Origin of the sequence: Zobellella iuensis, from assembly GCF_016746085.1 — a bacterium.
Taxonomy (GTDB): domain Bacteria; phylum Pseudomonadota; class Gammaproteobacteria; order Enterobacterales; family Aeromonadaceae; genus Oceanimonas; species Oceanimonas iuensis.
In genome coordinates this window covers 328,396-345,051 of the sequence record NZ_JAERTZ010000018.1, presented here as the reverse complement: position 1 = coordinate 345,051, position 16,656 = coordinate 328,396, and the positions used below count along the sequence as shown (strand labels likewise).

At 61.0% G+C, this 16,656-nt stretch carries 17 protein-coding genes; 10 read left to right on the top strand and 7 right to left on the bottom strand.

Going from position 1 to position 16,656, the window contains the following annotated elements; translation table 11 throughout:
* Nucleotides 1–94 precede the first annotated feature (94 nt).
* The 6 genes from JKV55_RS08435 (at nucleotide 95) to rnd (ending at nucleotide 6,939) form a co-directional block, all read left to right on the top strand.
* On the top strand, nucleotides 95–1,069 hold the full coding sequence (locus JKV55_RS08435) for an AraC family transcriptional regulator (protein ID WP_202084112.1): 975 nt from the start codon (nucleotides 95–97) through the stop codon (nucleotides 1,067–1,069).
* Between the two features lie 95 nt (nucleotides 1,070–1,164).
* Nucleotides 1,165–3,084 carry a DNA repair helicase YoaA gene (yoaA, locus tag JKV55_RS08430; protein ID WP_202084110.1) on the top strand — a complete coding sequence of 640 codons (1,920 nt, stop codon included), beginning with the start codon at nucleotides 1,165–1,167 and terminating at the stop codon, nucleotides 3,082–3,084.
* Nucleotides 3,085–3,092: 8 nt separating this feature from the next.
* Nucleotides 3,093–3,773, top strand: coding sequence for a tRNA (adenosine(37)-N6)-threonylcarbamoyltransferase complex dimerization subunit type 1 TsaB (tsaB, locus tag JKV55_RS08425; RefSeq protein ID WP_202084108.1), 681 nt, complete (start codon nucleotides 3,093–3,095; stop codon nucleotides 3,771–3,773).
* An 11-nt stretch (nucleotides 3,774–3,784) separates the two neighbouring features.
* Nucleotides 3,785–3,937, top strand: coding sequence for a hypothetical protein (locus JKV55_RS08420; protein WP_202084106.1), 153 nt, complete (start codon nucleotides 3,785–3,787; stop codon nucleotides 3,935–3,937).
* A 122-nt stretch (nucleotides 3,938–4,059) separates the two neighbouring features.
* Nucleotides 4,060–5,769 (top strand): long-chain-fatty-acid--CoA ligase FadD, encoded by a 1,710-nt coding sequence (fadD, locus tag JKV55_RS08415; protein ID WP_202084104.1) that lies wholly within the window; start codon nucleotides 4,060–4,062, stop codon nucleotides 5,767–5,769.
* A gap of 72 nt (nucleotides 5,770–5,841) precedes the next feature.
* The gene (gene rnd / locus JKV55_RS08410; protein ID WP_202084102.1) at nucleotides 5,842–6,939 is read left to right on the top strand and encodes a ribonuclease D; all 1,098 of its coding nucleotides are present in this window, start codon (nucleotides 5,842–5,844) and stop codon (nucleotides 6,937–6,939) included.
* Nucleotides 6,940–6,980: 41 nt separating this feature from the next.
* Here rnd and minE read toward each other — a convergent pair whose 3' ends face one another.
* Genes minE through minC form a run of 3 tightly spaced genes read right to left on the bottom strand, consistent with a single transcriptional unit; the run spans nucleotide 6,981 to nucleotide 8,793 of the window.
* A complete protein-coding gene (gene minE, locus JKV55_RS08405; RefSeq protein WP_202084100.1) occupies nucleotides 6,981–7,280 on the bottom strand; it encodes a cell division topological specificity factor MinE in 300 nt (99 codons plus the stop codon).
* A gap of 3 nt (nucleotides 7,281–7,283) precedes the next feature.
* Nucleotides 7,284–8,096 carry a septum site-determining protein MinD gene (gene minD / locus JKV55_RS08400; RefSeq protein ID WP_202084098.1) on the bottom strand — a complete coding sequence of 271 codons (813 nt, stop codon included), beginning with the start codon at nucleotides 8,094–8,096 and terminating at the stop codon, nucleotides 7,284–7,286.
* A gap of 25 nt (nucleotides 8,097–8,121) precedes the next feature.
* On the bottom strand, nucleotides 8,122–8,793 hold the full coding sequence (gene minC / locus JKV55_RS08395) for a septum site-determining protein MinC (protein WP_202084097.1): 672 nt from the start codon (nucleotides 8,791–8,793) through the stop codon (nucleotides 8,122–8,124).
* 105 nt (nucleotides 8,794–8,898) lie between these two features.
* On the opposite strand from minC, the gene JKV55_RS08390 reads away from it, so the two are divergent.
* Genes JKV55_RS08390 through JKV55_RS08380 form a run of 3 tightly spaced genes read left to right on the top strand, consistent with a single transcriptional unit; the run spans nucleotide 8,899 to nucleotide 10,325 of the window.
* Nucleotides 8,899–9,180, top strand: a complete 282-nt coding sequence (locus tag JKV55_RS08390) for a YcgL domain-containing protein (RefSeq protein ID WP_202084095.1) — start codon at nucleotides 8,899–8,901, stop codon at nucleotides 9,178–9,180.
* Nucleotides 9,181–9,222: 42 nt separating this feature from the next.
* Complete coding sequence (locus JKV55_RS08385; protein ID WP_202084093.1) at nucleotides 9,223–9,885, top strand: fumarylacetoacetate hydrolase family protein; 663 nt, start codon at nucleotides 9,223–9,225, stop codon at nucleotides 9,883–9,885.
* Nucleotides 9,886–9,890: 5 nt separating this feature from the next.
* Nucleotides 9,891–10,325, top strand: a complete 435-nt coding sequence (locus JKV55_RS08380; RefSeq protein WP_202084092.1) for a YcgN family cysteine cluster protein — start codon at nucleotides 9,891–9,893, stop codon at nucleotides 10,323–10,325.
* 25 nt (nucleotides 10,326–10,350) lie between these two features.
* On the opposite strand, the gene dsbB is transcribed toward JKV55_RS08380, so the two are convergent.
* Nucleotides 10,351–10,866: a disulfide bond formation protein DsbB gene (gene dsbB / locus JKV55_RS08375; protein WP_237332747.1), complete on the bottom strand. Its 516-nt coding sequence runs from the start codon at nucleotides 10,864–10,866 to the stop codon at nucleotides 10,351–10,353.
* 130 nt (nucleotides 10,867–10,996) lie between these two features.
* Between dsbB and fadR the strand changes: the two genes are divergently transcribed.
* Entirely contained in the window at nucleotides 10,997–11,710 is a 714-nt protein-coding gene (gene fadR / locus JKV55_RS08370; protein WP_202084090.1) for a fatty acid metabolism transcriptional regulator FadR, read from the top strand.
* Nucleotides 11,711–11,738: 28 nt separating this feature from the next.
* On the opposite strand, the gene JKV55_RS08365 is transcribed toward fadR, so the two are convergent.
* Genes JKV55_RS08365 through JKV55_RS08355 form a run of 3 tightly spaced genes read right to left on the bottom strand, consistent with a single transcriptional unit; the run spans nucleotide 11,739 to nucleotide 16,483 of the window.
* Nucleotides 11,739–13,262: a SpoVR family protein gene (locus JKV55_RS08365; protein WP_202084088.1), complete on the bottom strand. Its 1,524-nt coding sequence runs from the start codon at nucleotides 13,260–13,262 to the stop codon at nucleotides 11,739–11,741.
* Between the two features lie 7 nt (nucleotides 13,263–13,269).
* A complete protein-coding gene (locus tag JKV55_RS08360) occupies nucleotides 13,270–14,538 on the bottom strand; it encodes a YeaH/YhbH family protein (protein WP_202084086.1) in 1,269 nt (422 codons plus the stop codon).
* 22 nt (nucleotides 14,539–14,560) lie between these two features.
* Nucleotides 14,561–16,483, bottom strand: a complete 1,923-nt coding sequence (locus JKV55_RS08355; RefSeq protein WP_202084084.1) for a PrkA family serine protein kinase — start codon at nucleotides 16,481–16,483, stop codon at nucleotides 14,561–14,563.
* Nucleotides 16,484–16,656 lie beyond the last annotated feature (173 nt).

Genomic DNA, 16,656 nt, shown 5'->3' with positions numbered 1-16,656 from the left:
CTCTCCTGTGCTAAGATTAGGCGCGGGGCACCGCCTGAACAATGCGCGGGGCGCCGGGACTTTTGCCCGATCCGCCGACCCTTCGGAGCCGTCCATGGATCCCATTTCCGACATAGTGCATGGCCTGCACCTGAGTGGCGGCCTCTTTCTCGATGCGCAATTCGGCGCGCCCTGGTGCGTCGTCGCCCGGGTCGGGCCGGAGGACTGCCATCCGTTTTCCGCCACGCCCCGCCATCTTATCGCCTACCACTACGTGACCGAGGGCCAGCTGCAACTGCAGCTGGCCGGCCGGGCGCCGGTCAGCCTGAGCCGCGGCCACCTGGTGCTGTTGCCCCACAACGACGAGCACCGCCTGGGCAGCGACCTGACGCTGCCGGCGATGGATGCCGACGGCCTGATCCGGCCGGCCGGGGCAGGGCAGAGCCTGTCCTCCATCCGCTACGGGGGCGAAGGCGCACGGACCCGGATCCTCTGCGGCTTTCTCGGCTGCGATGGGCCGGGGGAGCCTTTGCTGCCGCTGCTGCCGGCGGTGCTGGTGCTCAGGGTGGTGGACGCGGCCACCGGGGACTGGATCGAGAGTTCCCTGCAGTTCGCCGCCCGGCAACTGGCGAGCGGCCGGCTGGAGTCCCCGGCCATGCTGGCCCGGCTGGCGGAGCTGCTGTTTATCGAGGCGGTCAACGGCTGGCTGCGGGCGCAGCCGCAGCCCCACCAGGGGTGGCTGGCGGGACTGCGGGATCCCGTGGTCGGCCGGGCCCTGGGGCTGCTGCATGGCCGCCCGGGCCAGCGCTGGACCACGACGCTGCTGGCGCGGGAGGCGGGGCTGTCGCGCTCGGCCTTCGCCGAGCGGTTCCGGATGTTGCTGGGCGAGCCGCCGATGCGCTACCTGGCCCGCTGGCGGATGCAGGGGGCTGCCCGGCAACTGGCGGAGTCCACCTTGCCTCTCGTCCGTATCGCCCTCGACGCGGGTTACGATTCCGAAGCGGCCTTCAGCCGGGCTTTCAAACGCGCCTTCGGGCTGCCCCCAGCGACCTGGCGCCGGCGACATCGGGGAGAAGGCCGGGGCCCCTGAACGCCTCCCGCCGGTGTCAGGGCAGGCACTGGAACCTGCCCGTCGCCGCGCTATTTTGCTATCATCGGTTTTTTGCCAGCGGATACAGCTTGCCCGTGGAAGCGCACGACAGTTCATCTCTTTTTGCCGAGCAGGGCCCCCTGGCCCTGGCCATCGACGGCTTTACCCCCAGGGCGGCCCAGGTAGCCATGGCGGCGGCGGTGGCCCGGGCCCTGGACGACAAGGTCCCTCTGGTGGTGGAGGCGGGCACAGGTACCGGCAAGACTTATGCCTACCTGGCGCCGGTGCTGGCGGCCGGCAAGAAGGTGGTGCTGAGTACCGGCTCGCGCAACCTGCAGGAGCAGCTGTTCCACCGGGATTTGCCCACCCTGGTCAAGGCCATGGACTATCACCATCCGGTGGCGCTGCTCAAGGGGCGGGCCAACTATATCTGCCTGGAGCGGCTGGGCCTGCTGAACGACGCCGTGCCTGCGCTGTCGGCCGAGGGGCTGGCCGATCTGCACAAGGTCAGACGCTTTGCCCCGCTGACCACCAGCGGTGATATCGGCGATATCCCGGGCCTGCCCGAGCGCAGCGAAATCCTGCCCCTGGTGACCAGCACCAACGACAATTGCCTGGGCCGCGACTGCGGCCATTATCAGGACTGCTACCTGGTCAAGGCCCGGGCCCGGGCGATGGAAGCCCAGGTGGTGGTGGTCAACCATCACCTGTTCTTCGCCGATATGGCTGTACGCGACACCGGCTTCGGCCAACTGATCCCCGAGGCCCAGGCCTATATCCTGGACGAGGCCCATCAACTGCCGGAGATCGCCGGCCAGTATTTCGGCCAGAGCCAGTCCAGCCGCCAGTTCGTGGAGCTGGCCCGGGATCTGCGGCTGGCCCAGAAGGTGGAGGCCAGGGATATGGCGCAGCTGGGCAAGGCGGCGGACCAACTGGAACGTTGCGCCCAGGATCTGCGGCTCAGTGTGGGGTTGGACTCGGGGCGTGGCCAGCTGAGGCCCATGCTGGCACGGCCCGAAGTGGCGCAGGCCCTGGCCCGGCTGCTCGAAAGCCTGGAGTTTACCTACGAGGTGCTCAAGCTGTGCCTGGGCCGGGGTGAGCAGCTCAGCCAGTGCTTCGAGCGGCTGATCGGTCTGCGCACCCAACTGGACTCGGTGACCCGGGTCGAGGAGAACGGTTATTCCTACTGGTTTGATACCAGCCGGCTGCATATCAGTTTCCACAAGACCCCGCTGTCGGTGGCGGATCGCTTCGCGACCGAACTGGCCAAGGACGAGGTCAGTTGGGTCTTTACCTCCGCCACCCTGGCGGTAGGCGACAGTTTCGCCCATTTTTGCGCCGATCTCGGGCTCGAACACTGCCGCACCTTGCAATTGGACAGCCCTTTTGATTACTCTCGCCAGTCCCGCCTGTGCGTGCCCCGCTATCTGCCGGAAACCAATGGTCCCGGGCGCGGACGGGTACTGGCCAATACCCTGGTCGACACCCTGGCCCGGGTGCCCGGGGGCAGTTTCTTCCTCTGTACCAGCTACCAGGTGATGAACGAGGTGGCCGAAGTGCTGCGCGCCCGGCTCGACCGGACCGTGCTGGTGCAGGGAGAGGACAACAAGGTCCGCCTGCTGGAGCAGTTCAGCCAGGACGGCCGGGCGGTGCTGGTGGCCACCGGCAGCTTCTGGGAAGGCATAGACGTACGTGGCAACGCCCTGCAGTGCGTGGTGATCGACAAGCTGCCGTTCAGCGCGCCGGACGATCCCCTGCTCAGCGCCCGGCTGGAGGATTGCCGCCGTCGGGGCGAAGACGGTTTCGCCAGGGTCCAGCTGCCCAAGGCCATCATCACCCTCAAGCAGGGGGTGGGGCGGCTGATCCGGGATGTGCAGGACAAGGGCGTGCTGGTGATCACCGACGGGCGCCTGGTCAACCGGGCCTACGGCGCCGATTTTATCGCCAGCCTGCCGGCCATGCCGCGCACCCGTTCCCTGGAGCGGGTGGCCGAATTTCTATCAACCTTGGAGTAACAGACAGCATGACCCGACTACTGGCCATCGACACCGCCACCGAAGCCTGCTCTGCCGCGCTCTGGCAGCAGGGCGAAGTGCTCTGCCGCTACCAGGTCGCCCCCCGGGGACACACGGATCTGATCCTGCCGATGGTGGCCGAGCTGCTGGCCGAGGGGGAGCTCAGCCTTGGCCAACTGGACGGCCTGGCGTTCGGCCGGGGACCGGGCTCCTTCACCGGGGTGCGCATCACCCTAGGCATCGCCCAGGGCCTGGCCTTCGGCGCCGATCTGCCGTTGTTCGGGGTTTCCAACCTGCAGGCCCTGGCCCAGGGCGCGCACCGGCTGAGCGGGTGCGAGCGGGTGCTGACGGCGATCGACGCCCGCATGGGGGAAATCTATGTGGGTGGCTTTCGCCTGCACCAGGGCGTCATGGTGATCGAGGAGGAAGAGCAGGTACTGGCTCCGGCCGACTACCTGGCGGGCACGGCCTCGTCCTGGGAGCAGGGTGCCGGCAGCGGCTTTGTCACCTATCCTGAACTGGCAGCACGGGTTGAACAAGGGTGCGAGTCGGTGCCCTTCCCCGAGGCGCGCGATATGCTGCCCGGGGCATTGCGGGCGTTGCAGGCCGGGGAGGGGGTCAGTGCCGCCGAGGCCAGCCCCGTCTATCTGAGAGACAAGGTCACCTGGCAGAAACTGCCGGGTCGGTAACAGGAGCCCGGGTGGCAAACTTACCAGAACCGCAGCAGGAGGAGCAGGAAGAGTCCCAGCTGCTTTACCCGCAACGACCCTATCACCGGGCGCTGCTGTACCGCCGGCGTCGGCAGCGCAAGCAGCAGCGCCAGATCCGGCACTGGCATCATCGACGCCGCTGACCTTGGTTTCATCACACCCTTGTTAAAATTTCGTTGTTTTTATTGGAATGCGCAGGTAAATTTTTAGAGCTAAAACTTTAAACGGATGATTTAAAGTTATTCCCCTGTCGCAGGAGACTGATATGGAACAGATCCCGTCCGGCGTTCAGCCGGCTCCCTTATCCGACAAACCCTGGTTGCACCGCTACCCGGCGGACGTGCCCGCCGATATCGACGCGGACTGCTTCGCCTCCCTGATGGAGATGTTCGAACAGAGCGTGGCGGCCTATGCCGACAAGCCGGCCTACAGCAATTTCGGCAAGATCATCAGTTACGGTGAACTGGACCGCCTGTCCCGGGACTTTGCCGCCTACCTGCAACAGGGGCTGGGGCTGGCGCCCGGCGAGCGCATCGCGCTGATGATGCCCAACCTGTTGCAGTATCCGGTCTGTCTGTTCGGGGCCCTGCGCGCCGGCCTGGTGGTGGTCAACGTCAACCCGCTTTACACCGCGCGCGAGCTCGAGCACCAGCTGCGGGACTCCGGCGCTCGCGCCATCGTCATAGTGGAAAACTTCGCCCATACCCTGGACAAGGCCATCAAGCAGACGGCGGTGGAGCAGGTGATCCTGACCCGGATGGGGGATCACCTGGGGCTGGTGAAGGGAAGCGTGCTGAACTTCGTGGTCAAGCACATCAAGAAGATGGTGCCCCGCCACCGTCTGCCGGCCTATGTCGGTTACAAGGAGGCCATGGCCAAGGGCAGGGACATGGACTACCGCCGGCCCGAGCTCTCCGGCGACGCCCTGGCCTTTCTGCAGTACACCGGCGGTACCACAGGGTTGTCCAAGGGGGCCATGCTCAGCCACCGCAACATGCTGGCCAATGTGGAGCAGTGCCTGGGGGTCTATGGCCCCGTGCTGGCCCCCGGGGCGGAGCGGGTGGTGACCGCCCTGCCGCTTTACCATGTGTTCGCGCTCACGGTGAACGGCCTGCTGTTCCTGCGCCTGGGCGCCCAGAATCTGCTGATCACCAACCCGCGGGACATTCCCGGCTTCGTCAAGGCGCTCAAGGGCTTCGATTCCACCTGCCTGACCGGGGTCAACACCCTGTTCAACGCCCTGGTGAACAACCCGGACTTCCAGGGCCACGACTTCGGCAGCCTGAAGCTGACCATCGGCGGCGGCATGTCGGTGCAGCGGGCGGTGGCCGAGCAATGGCAGGCGATTACCGGCAGCAAGTTGCTGGAAGGTTATGGCCTGACCGAGTGTTCGCCGCTGGTGACCGTCTGTCCCTACGACATGGACGGCTACAACGGCTCCATCGGCCTGCCGGTCTGCTCCACCGAAGTGCGGCTGGTGGACGATAACGGTGAGGTGATTAGCCTGAGCCATACTCCCGGCGAGATGGAGGTGAAAGGCCCCCAGGTGATGGGCGGCTACTGGGGACAGAATAGTGCCGACGACGGCAGCTTCCACGACGGCTGGCTGCGCACCGGCGACATCGCCACCATGGACGAGCAGGGCTTCCTGAAAATCGTGGACCGCAAGAAGGACATGATACTGGTGTCGGGGTTCAACGTTTTCCCCAACGAAGTCGAGGAGGTGGCCATGCTGCATAGAAGTGTGCTGGAGGCGGCGGCGGTGGGCGTGCCCCACAAGGAGACCGGCGAGATGGTCAAGCTGGTGGTGGTGAAGAAACCGGGCGGGGAGCTGGATGAAAAAGCACTGATCAGGCATTGCCGGCAACATCTCACTGCCTATAAGGTGCCTAAGGTGATAGAATTCCGCGACGAATTGCCCAAAACCAATGTCGGCAAGATATTGCGCCGGGAGCTGAGAGAGCAGGCCGCCTGAGCCGAAACCCGGGCATCCGCAACTGTCCGTTGAGGTGATGCCCGGGCCTTATCTTGCCGTAATCGAGCGCCCATGACCTACACACTGATCACCGATAACCAGACCCTGGCCGACTTCTGTACCACCGACGCCCCGCTGTTGGCGGTGGATACCGAGTTTGTCCGTACCCGCACCTTTTACGCCAAGCCCGGCCTTTATCAACTCCATGACGGCCAGCGTACCGTGCTGATTGACCCGCTGGCGGTGACCGATCTGTCGCCGTTGTGGCGGCTGCTGCACGATCCGGCCAGACTCTGCCTGCTGCACGCCGGTGGTGAAGATCTCGAGTTGTTCCAGCACCAGAGCGGTGCCCTGCCGGCCCGGGTGCACGACACCCAGCTGGCGGCCGCCTTCCTCGGGCTCGGTACCCAGCTCGGCTTCGCCGCCCTGGTCGAGCAACTGCTGGGTGTCGGCCTGGACAAGGCCCATGCCCGCACCGACTGGCTGGCCCGCCCGCTGTCGGCCGAACAACTGCGCTATGCCGCCGATGATGTCATCTACCTCTATCCACTGTACCAGCAGTTGTGGCAGCAGCTTGAGCTGAAAGGCTTTACCGCCTGGTTCGAGCAGGAATGCGAGTGGACGGTGAAGCGGCGCAGCGTCAGTACCCTGCCGGAGCTGGCTTACCTGGACATCAAGAATGCCTGGACCCTGGACAGGCAGGCCCTGGGCGTCCTGCAGCGGCTGTGCCAGTGGCGGCTGGGCGAGGCCAAACGGCGGGATCTGGCGGTCAACTTCGTGATCAAGGAGGCCCATCTGTTCCTGGTGGCGGAACGGGCGCCCCGGTCCTTGAGCGATCTCAACCGCCTGGGCCTGGAGCCGATGGAGATCAAGCGCCACGGCGACGTCCTGCTGGCGCTGGTGCAGGAGGCGCTGGCCTCACCCGACAGCTGGCCCGAGCCGGTGAAGCGGCTGGTGGATTATCCGGGGTACAAGGGTGAGCTCAAACGCATCAAGGGCATCGTCGAGCAGGCGGCTACGGATGCCGGCGTGCCGGCGGAGCTGATCGCCTCCAAGCGGCTGATCCATCAGTACCTGAGCTGGAAGTGGCGGCTGGAAGAAGCCGAGGACGTCACCCCGGCACTGTTGCAGGGCTGGCGCGGCGAGCTGTTGGGCGTCCGGCTCCGGTAGAAGAGTAGAAGAAAAGGGGGCGCCTGGGCGCCCCTTGTCCTTTACAGACCGACCTTGTCTTTTTCTTTGTCCTTATCCTTGTCTTCCGGCTCGGGCAGCATGATGTTCAGCTCCAGCACCGACAGGTTGTCCCCTTTCTGATCAAGCTGGACCGAGATCTGATCGAGATCGATGTCCACATATTTACGGATAACGTCCAATATATCCTGTTTTAACTGCGGCAGATAATCCGGGGTATCCCGCTGGCTACGTTCGTGGGCAACAATGATCTGCAGACGCTCTTTGGCGATCTTAGCGCTGTTTTGGGGCTTTCTTGAACGAAAATAGTCCAGTAGAGACATAGGTTAACTCCCAAAAAATCGGCTGAAAAATCCCTTCTTTTCCTCCTCGAGGAAGCGGAAGGCGCGTTCTTCGCCCAGCAGGCGGGCCACGGTGTCCGCATAGGCCTGGCCGGCATCGGATTCTTCGTCCAGGATCACCGGCTCACCGGCGTTGGAGGCCTTGAGCACCGCCGGGGACTCGGGGATCACGCCCAGCAGCGGGATGGCGAGGATCTCCTGCACGTCCTGCACGCTCAGCATGTCGCCCCGGCTGACCCGCTCGGGAGAGTAGCGGGTCAGCAGCAGGTGCTCCTTGATGGGCTCCATGCCCTTCTCGGCGCGGCGGGACTTGGAGGAAAGGATGCCCAGGATGCGATCGGAATCCCGTACCGAGGACACTTCCGGGTTGGTGGTGACGATGGCTTCATCGGCGAAATAGAGCGCCATCAGGGCACCGGTTTCGATGCCGGCGGGGGAGTCGCAGATGATGTAGTCGAAGTCCATGGCCGCCAGGTCGTTGAGTATTTTTTCGACGCCGTCCCGGGTCAGGGCGTCCTTGTCCCGGGTCTGGGAAGCGGGCAGTATGTAGAGCTGTTCTACCCGTTTGTCGCGGATGAGGGCCTGGTTCAGGTTGGCGTCGCCGTTGATGACATTGACAAAGTCGTACACCACCCGACGTTCACACCCCATGATAAGATCCAGGTTGCGCAACCCGATATCAAAATCGATCACTACCGTCTTGTGGCCCAGCTTGGCCAGACCGGTGCTGATGGCTGCGCTGGAAGTGGTTTTACCCACGCCTCCTTTACCTGATGTGACGACGATAATTCGTGCCATAGTGTGTTCCTAAGAAGTCGTAAAATTAGAGCCTGTCGAACTTTAACTGTTCGCCCGCCAGGGAAATACTGACAGCCTGTTCCCATTTGGGACCTTGCAGGCCATCGCTGAGCTGGTAATGGCCGGCAATGGAAATCAGCTCCGCCATCAGCTGTTGACAATAAATGCGTGCCGTGTCGTTGCCTTTGGCGCCGGCCACGGCCCGGCCGCGCAGCTGGCCGTAGATATGGATGCTGTCGTCCGCGATCACTTCCGCCCCGTTACTGACCGCTCCCAGGATAACCAGTGAGCCGTTGGGAGCATAGACCTGCTGGCCGGACCGGACCGGACCACGGTGAACCTTGGTGCCGGGCTGGCTGAGCAGCGCGGCGGGGGTTTCCTGTACGGGAACCTTGCCGGTGGTCATCACCGCCAGGCCGGCCGCCCGGGCGGCAGAACGGGCCGACTCGTCCCGGACACCACTGACGCCGACCGGCACCAGTTCAAGCTCCCTGATGGCGCTGGCCAGGGCACTGAAGTCGGGTGTCTGCGAGAGCTTTTCGATATTGATGACCAAGGGCGCGGCCCGGAAGAACTCCGGTGCCTGTGCAATTTTTTCCGCCAGCTGCTGCTTTACCCGCTGAATGTCGTTATCGGTAATATGGACTACCGACAAGGTAAAACTACTGCCTTTTAATTCGATGCCACGCTCCGCCATAAGCGGCTTTCCCCCGAGGATGCGATCCTTTTTGTTATTGGTCGAGCTGATGTTATAGTTTGCCATCTTCACTGGCAATAAACCCGACGGATTATAGCAATTTACATGTTGTGTGTAGTGTATAAAAGCCCGAAAAAGGCCGATACTTATCTTTTTATCGAGCGTCGCGACGATTTTTCACGCGTGCCCGGCTCCTTGCTGGATACCTTTGGCTCTCCGCAACTGGCGATGATCGTCAATCTGGCCACCAAGGCCCGGCTGGCGCAGGCGGACATCGACAAAGTCCGGCAGGCCTTGCGCACCCAGGGGTACTATCTGCAGTTGCCGCCACCGCCGGAAAATTTACTGAAGGCCCATCTGGCCTCGGCCCCCCAGTCACCGAGCTGACCGACCTCGTTTGTTCCGCCGCCTACCGAACAGGAGCCGCGTATGTATCAACATCTGGATTTACAGGGACATCCCTTGCCTTACGCCGTGGGCAAGGTGGTGTGCGTGGGCCGCAGCTATAAAGAGCACGCGGCGGAACTTGATAACCCGGTGCCCGAACAGCCCCTGCTGTTTATCAAACCCGCGACCAGCCTGGTGGCACTGGATGTTCCCCTGCTGCTGCCCAAGGGCCAGGGCGCCGTGCATCATGAGCTGGAAGTGGCCTTGCTGGTCGGCCGGCGGTTGTGCCATACCGAGCCGGGACATGCCCTGGAAGCGGTGGTTGGGGTCGGCCTGGCGCTGGATTTGACCCTGCGCGAGGTACAGGAGCAGCTCAAGGCCAAGGGGCATCCCTGGGAACGGGCCAAGGCCTTTGACGGCAGTTGCCCGATCAGCCCCTTTGCCTTGCCCGAAGTACTGGATGACTTGCAGCACCTCGACTTTTCCCTGAAGGTGAATGGATTGGAACGTCAGGCCGGAAATACCGCCATGATGTTGTGGTCCATCGGTGAGCTGCTGGCGGAGATGAGCCGCTGCTTTACCCTCAATCCCGGGGACGTGGTGCTGACCGGTACACCCAAGGGGGTGGCGGAGCTGAAGCCGCATGATGAACTCGACATGCAGCTGGACGGCCAGTACCGCTTCAGTGCCAAGGTAGCAGGATAATCCCCATGCAGGCTGATTTTTGGTATAGCAAGTCCCTGGCAGAGATGTCCGACCGGGAGTGGGAAGCCTTGTGCGATGGTTGTGGCAAATGCTGCCTCAACAAGCTTATCGACGAAGAAACCGATGAACTGGTGCACACCAACGTGGCCTGCGAGCTGCTCAATACCCACAGCTGCGCCTGCAGCGATTATGTCAACCGCTTTGCCCGGGTCCCGGACTGCCTTAAAATCACCCGGGACAAGCTGGCCGACTACTACTGGCTACCCTCTACCTGTGCCTACCGGCTGCTGGCGGAGGGCAAAGCCTTGCCTTCCTGGCATCCGCTGCGCACCGGCTCCAAGAGCGCCATGCACAAGGCCGGCCAGTCGGTGCGGGGCAAGGTGGTACACGAATCCCAGGCCGGCGACTGGGAGGACCATATCATTACCTGGGCCAGCTAACCGACTTTCGTAAGGCGTGAACGCCTCACGCCTCACGCCTCAATGCACCGGCCAGTCGTACCACAATAAAGAAGGCTGCCAGGCCCGCCAGCACCGCGAAGACGCCCATCAGCCACTGGGGCATGCTCCAGCCGAGCCAGGACCAGTCCACGTCGGCACAGTCGCCGGTGGGGTGGAACAGCGCCGGCAGCCAGCGGTCCAGCGGGGCCCAGGCCGGAAATTCGGCAAAACTGGAGCATTGGTTGAAGGGGGAGGGGTTGAGCTGGTAACCCACGTGCTCTTCCGCCAGCAGGTACCCCTTGGCGGACGCCGCCAGCCAGCCCAGCAGGGCGAGGGTGCTGAACAAGCGGTGTCGGGGCATCAGCCAGCCCAGCACGCCCGCGAAGATGACGCCGATCAGGGCCGCTCTCTGGTAGACACACATGACACAGGGGTGATAGCCCTTTGCATACTGGAAAAGCAGGGCGATCAGCAGCAGCGCAAGGCTGCCGGCAGTGAGCAGGGCCCAGGCAAAACGGGAGCGGGAAAAGTCGTACAACATCAGATCCTCATGAGGTCAAAGAATACGAACGGCGACATCGGCCGGGTGGTTACGCTTGTGAGAAACTGGTCTGCCCTGTTATTATCGTCATCAGTCTCGCCTGCCTTAACGTATTTAACAGAGTGGTTGCATGGTCATCAAGGCACAAAGCCCAGCCAGTTTTGCAGAACAATATATCATAGAGTCCATCTGGAACAGCCGATTTCCTCCGGGCTCTATCCTGCCCGCCGAACGGGAATTGTCGGAGCTGATCGGCGTAACCCGGACCACCCTGCGCGAGGTACTGCAGCGGCTGGCCCGTGATGGCTGGCTGACCATACAGCATGGCAAGCCGACCCGGGTGAACAATTTCTGGGAAACGTCGGGGCTGAACATTCTGGAGACCCTGGCCCGTCTGGACGAGGAAAAGGTGCCTGAGCTTATCGAGCAGTTGCTGTCTGCCAGAACCCATATCAGCAGCATCTTTATCCGCGGCGCGGTGAAAAACGCACCGGAGCGGGTGATCAGTGCTGCGGCCGGTCTGACCCAGTTGGCCGACGAGGCCGATGCTTTCGCCGCCTTCGACTACGAGTTCCACCATCAACTGGCGTTCGCCTCCGGCAACCCCATTTATGCGCTTATCCTCAATGGCTTCCGGGGCCTTTATTGCCGGGTGGGGCGTTATTACTTTTCCCGTGCCGCCGCCCGAACCCTGGCCGCCGATTACTACCGGGCCTTGGCCGGCCTGGCTGCCGCCGGCAAGATGAACGAGGTGGCCGAAGCGGTGCGTGAATATGGCAAGGCGTCGGGTAAGCTGTGGCTCGATATGCGCGAGCATATGCCGGACAGCCTGGTGCAGAACTGATGAAACGCCTCCTGACGGAGGCGTTTTTTTAGATGGAGGAAGGGGATTTCTCCGGGCAACGGCCGATGATGGTGGCGCCGTCGTCCGGTTCTTCCTGCTCGAGGAGCACATCGAAGCCCCACAGGCGATGCACATGCTTGAGTACTTGATGACGTGACTCCGCCAAGGGGATGCGATTGTGAGGCACATGGCGCAGGGTCAGGGAGCGGTCCCCCTTCACTTCTACGTTGTAGACCTGCAGGTTGGGCTCCAGGTTGGACAGGTTGTACTGGTTCGACAGGGTCTGGCGCAACTGGCGGTAGCCCAGCTCGTCGTGAATGGCCGAAATTTCCAGGTAATTGCGGGTATCGTCGTCGGCCACCGCGAACAGATGAAAGTCGCGCATGACCTTGGGCGACAGGAACTGGCTGATAAAGCTTTCGTCCTTGAAGTTCTCCATGGCAAAGTGCAGGGTCTTGACCCAATCCGATCCGGCGATATCCGGGAACCAGGCCCTGTCTTCCTCCGTCGGGTGCTCGCAGATGCGGCGCAGATCCTGGAACATGGCAAAGCCCAGGGCATAGGGGTTGATGCCGGAATAGTAGCGGCTGTTGTAGGACGGCTGGAAGATGACGTTGGTGTGGCTGTGCAGCACTTCCAGCATAAAGCGGTCGGTCACCAGCCCCTCGTCGTACATATGCTGGGTAATGGTGTAATGCCAGAACGTGGCCCAGCCTTCGTTCATCACCTGGGTTTGTTTCTGCGGGTAGAAATACTGGCTGATCTTGCGCACGATGCGTACGATTTCCCGTTGCCAGGGTTCGAGCAGGGGCGCGTGCTTCTCGATAAAGTACAGGATGTTCTCTTCCGGCTCGCGGGGATAGCGCAGCTTCTTGACCTGCTTGGCATCATCCATGCGGGGCAGGGTACGCCACAATTCGTTGACCTGGGTTTGCAGGTAGGCTTCACGGGCTTTCTGCCGGCGCCGCTCCTCCGCCAGTGACAGCTTTTGCGGCCGCTTATACCTGTCTACCCCGTAATTCATCAGGGCGTGACAGCTGTCGAGGATGGCCTCGACTTCGGCGACCCCGTATTTTTCTTCACATTCGTTGATATAGTTTTTGGCGAACAGCAGGTAGTCGATGATCGACTCGGCATCGGTCCAGGTTTTGAACAGGTAGTTGTTCTTGAAGAAGGAATTGTGGCCATAACAGGCGTGAGCGATCACCAGTGCTTGCATCGGCATGGTGTTTTCTTCCATCAGGTAGGCGATGCAGGGATTGGAATTGATCACGATTTCGTAGGCCAGGCCCATCTGGCCACGCTTGTAGGTCTGTTCGGTCTGGATGAATTTCTTGCCGTAAGACCAGTGATGGTAACCGATCGGCATGCCGATGCTGGAATAGGCATCCATCATCTGCTCGCCGGTGATGATCTCTATCTGGTTCGGATAGGTACTGAGCCCGTAGCCGGTGGCGATACGGGCAATCTCCTGGTGGTAGGCTTCTAGCAGTTCAAAGGTCCAGTCGGGACCGTCGCTGAGTGGCCGGGTTTTCGCGATTGCTTCTGCCATAGTCACCTCATGCCGCTTGTTTCTTGAACAGTTCCCGGAACACGGGATAGATGTCTTCTACCGAACGAATGTGCTCCATCGCGAAGTTGGAAAAACTGCGCGCTATGGTTTCGTATTCGTGCCACAGCGTCTGGTGGGCCCGGTTGGTGATTTCGATGTAGGCATAGTAACGCACCAGCGGCATGATATCGTTGTACAGCAGTTGCCGGCACAGGGGGGAGTCATCGGCCCAGTTGTCGCCGTCGGAAGCCTGCGCCGCGTAGATATTCCACTGGTCGGCCGGATAGCGCTCCAGCATCACCTCTTTCATCAGCTGCAGTGCGCTGGAGACGATGGTGCCCCCGGTTTCCTGGGAGTAGAAAAACTCCTGTTCGTCCACCTCCTTGGCTTGGGTATGGTGACGGATAAAGACCACGTCCACATTCTTGTAGGTCCGGGTCAGGAACAGGTAGAGCAGCAGATAAAAACGCTTGGCCATGTCCTTGGTGGCTTGATCCATGGAGCCGGACACGTCCATCAGGCAGAACATCACCGCCTGGGTAGAAGGAATGGGACGTTTGACAAAGTTATTGAAGCGGAGATCGAAGGTATCGATAAAGGGGACCGCCGCGATACGGCGTTTTAGGTTGAGAATTTCCTCTTCGATATCCTGGATCCGGGCATAGTTTTCCGCCGGCCGCTTGCCGAGTTCGGCCAGCTCCAGCTCCAGCTCGACCACGCTTTTCTTCTTGCCGGCCTGCAGCGCGGTGCGCCGGGCCAGGGACTGGCGCAAGGAGCGCACTATATTGATGTTGGCCGGAACCCCGTCCGAGGTGTAGCCGGCACGGAAGGTTTTCATTTCACTGATCTTGTTGAGCTTGTTTTTCTCCAGGTTGGGCAGTTCCAGGCCGTCGAACAGCAGGTCCAGGTACTCGTCCTTGGAGATCTCGAACACGAAATCGTCTTCGCCGTCGCCCTGGTTGCTGGCCTCCCCCTGGCCGCCGCCTTTGCCGCCACCCCCCAGGGGGCGTTCGACCCGGTCGCCGGTGATAAATTGATCGTTACCCGGATGAACCTGCTCTCGTTTACCGCCCTTGCCCTGGTGAAAAAAGGGCTCGGAGATATCGCGGGTGGGAATGGAGACACTCTCGCCCTTGTCGATATCCTGAATACTGCGTTTCAGTACCGCGTCCGACACCGCCTTTTTGAGTTGTTGTTTGTAGCGGCGGATAAAGCGCTGTCGGTTGACAGCGCTTTTGTTGCGGCCATTTAGTCGTCTGTCGATAAAATGCGCCATAGTTTCCCCCAACATCCTTCCATCAGGTTGATTTACGTACCCGCAGGTACCACTCCGACAGCAGCCGGACCTGTTTGCGGGTATAACCTTTTTCCATCATGCGAGCGACAAAGTCGTCGTGTTTCTTCTGCTCGTCGGCACTGGTCTTGGCGTTGAAGGAAATGACCGGCAGCAGCTCCTCGGTATTGGAGAACATTTTTTTCTCGATAACGGTCCTGAGCTTCTCGTAGCTGGTCCAGTTAGGATTCTTGCCGGCATTGTTCGCCCTGGCCCGTAATACGAAGTTGACGATTTCGTTACGGAAGTCCTTGGGATTGCTGATCCCGGCCGGTTTCTCGATTTTTTCCAGCTCGGCATTGAGGGCGGAGCGGTCGAACAGCTGTCCGGTTTCCGGATCCCGGTATTCCTGATCCTGGATCCAGAAGTCCGCATAGGTCACGTAGCGATCGAAGATGTTCTGACCATACTCGGAGTAGGACTCGAGGTAGGCGGTCTGGATTTCCTTGCCGATAAACTCCACGTATTTGGGGATCAGATAGCCCTTGATGAATTCCAGGTAGCGGTCGTGCACATCCTGCGGGAACTGCTCCCGCTCGATCTGTTGCTCGAGCACGTAGAACAGGTGCACCGGGTTGGCCGCCACCTCGGCATGGTCGAAGTTGAACACCCGGGACAGGATTTTGAAGGCGAAACGGGTAGAAAGCCCGGTCATGCCTTCATCGACCCCGGCATAGTCCCGGTATTCCTGATAGGACTTGGCCTTGGGATCCGTATCTTTCAGGCTTTCGCCGTCGTAGACCCTCATCTTGGAATAGAGGCTGGAGTTTTCCGGCTCTTTCAGGCGCGACAACACGGTGAACTGTCCCAGGGTTTCCAGGGTACCGGGGGCACATTTGGCCTGGGACAATTCGCTGTTGGTCAGCAGCTTCTTGTAGATCTCCACCTCTTCGGTGATGCGCAGGCAGTAAGGTACCTTGACGATGTACACCCGGTCGAGGAAGGCTTCGTTATTCTTGTTGTGCTTGAAGTGTTGCCACTCCGATTCATTGGAGTGCGCCAGGATGATGCCTTCGAAGGGGAGGGCGGAAAGCCCCTCGGTGCCGTTGTAGTTCCCTTCCTGGGTGGCGGTGAGCAAAGGGTGCAGCACTTTGATCGGTGCCTTGAACATTTCGACGAATTCCATCATGCCCTGGTTGGCTTTGCACAGGGCCCCGGAGTAGGAGTAAGCGTCGGCATCATCCTGGGCATAGTGTTCAAGCTTGCGGATGTCGACCTTGCCGACCAGGGAGGAGATATCCTGGTTATTGTCGTCACCGGGCTCGGTTTTGGCGACGGCTATCTGGTCGAGTACCGAGGGGTGGACCTTTTCAACCCGGAAACGGGTGATGTCTCCCCCGTATTCATGCAGCCGTTTCACTGCCCAGGGCGACATGATGGGCCTCAGATACCGGCGCGGGATACCGTATTCCTGCTCGAGGACGGGGCCGTCTTCATTCGTGTCGAACAGGCAGAAAGGGTGATCATTGACCGGCGAGCCCTTGAGCCGGTAAATGGGCACTTTCTGCATCAACGATTTAAGGCATTCGGCCAGAGAGGACTTGCCCCCGCCGACGGGGCCGAGGAGGTACAGTATCTGTTTCTTTTCTTCCAGGCCCTGGGCCGCATGCTTCAGGTAGGAGACAATCTGTTCGATGCTGTCTTCCATGCCATAAAACTCGGCGAAGGCCGGATAGCGGGCAATGACCCTGTTGGAAAAAAGCCGGCTGTACCTCGGTACCTGGGCGGTATCGATCATTTCCGGCTCACCGATGGCCATCAGCAGACGTTCGGAAGCGGAGGCGTAGCAAGCCTTGTCTTCCCGGCACATGTCCAGGAATTCCTGCAGGCTGTACTCTTCTTCCTTGGCTTTCTCATAGCGCGTTTGGTAGTGCTCGAAGATTCCCATAGTTCTTTCCCCCATAAAATCCCGGCTCCGTACATCCTTGATTACAAGAAAGAGCCTTGCGCACACATCTTTCAATCCTTTACTGAAAGGTTAGACAGGGTTTCAGCATTGCGCTTGTGTAACGCTCAGAAAAGTCGAAGATTTTGTGGAGCAGTTCCCATTCCGATATTTCC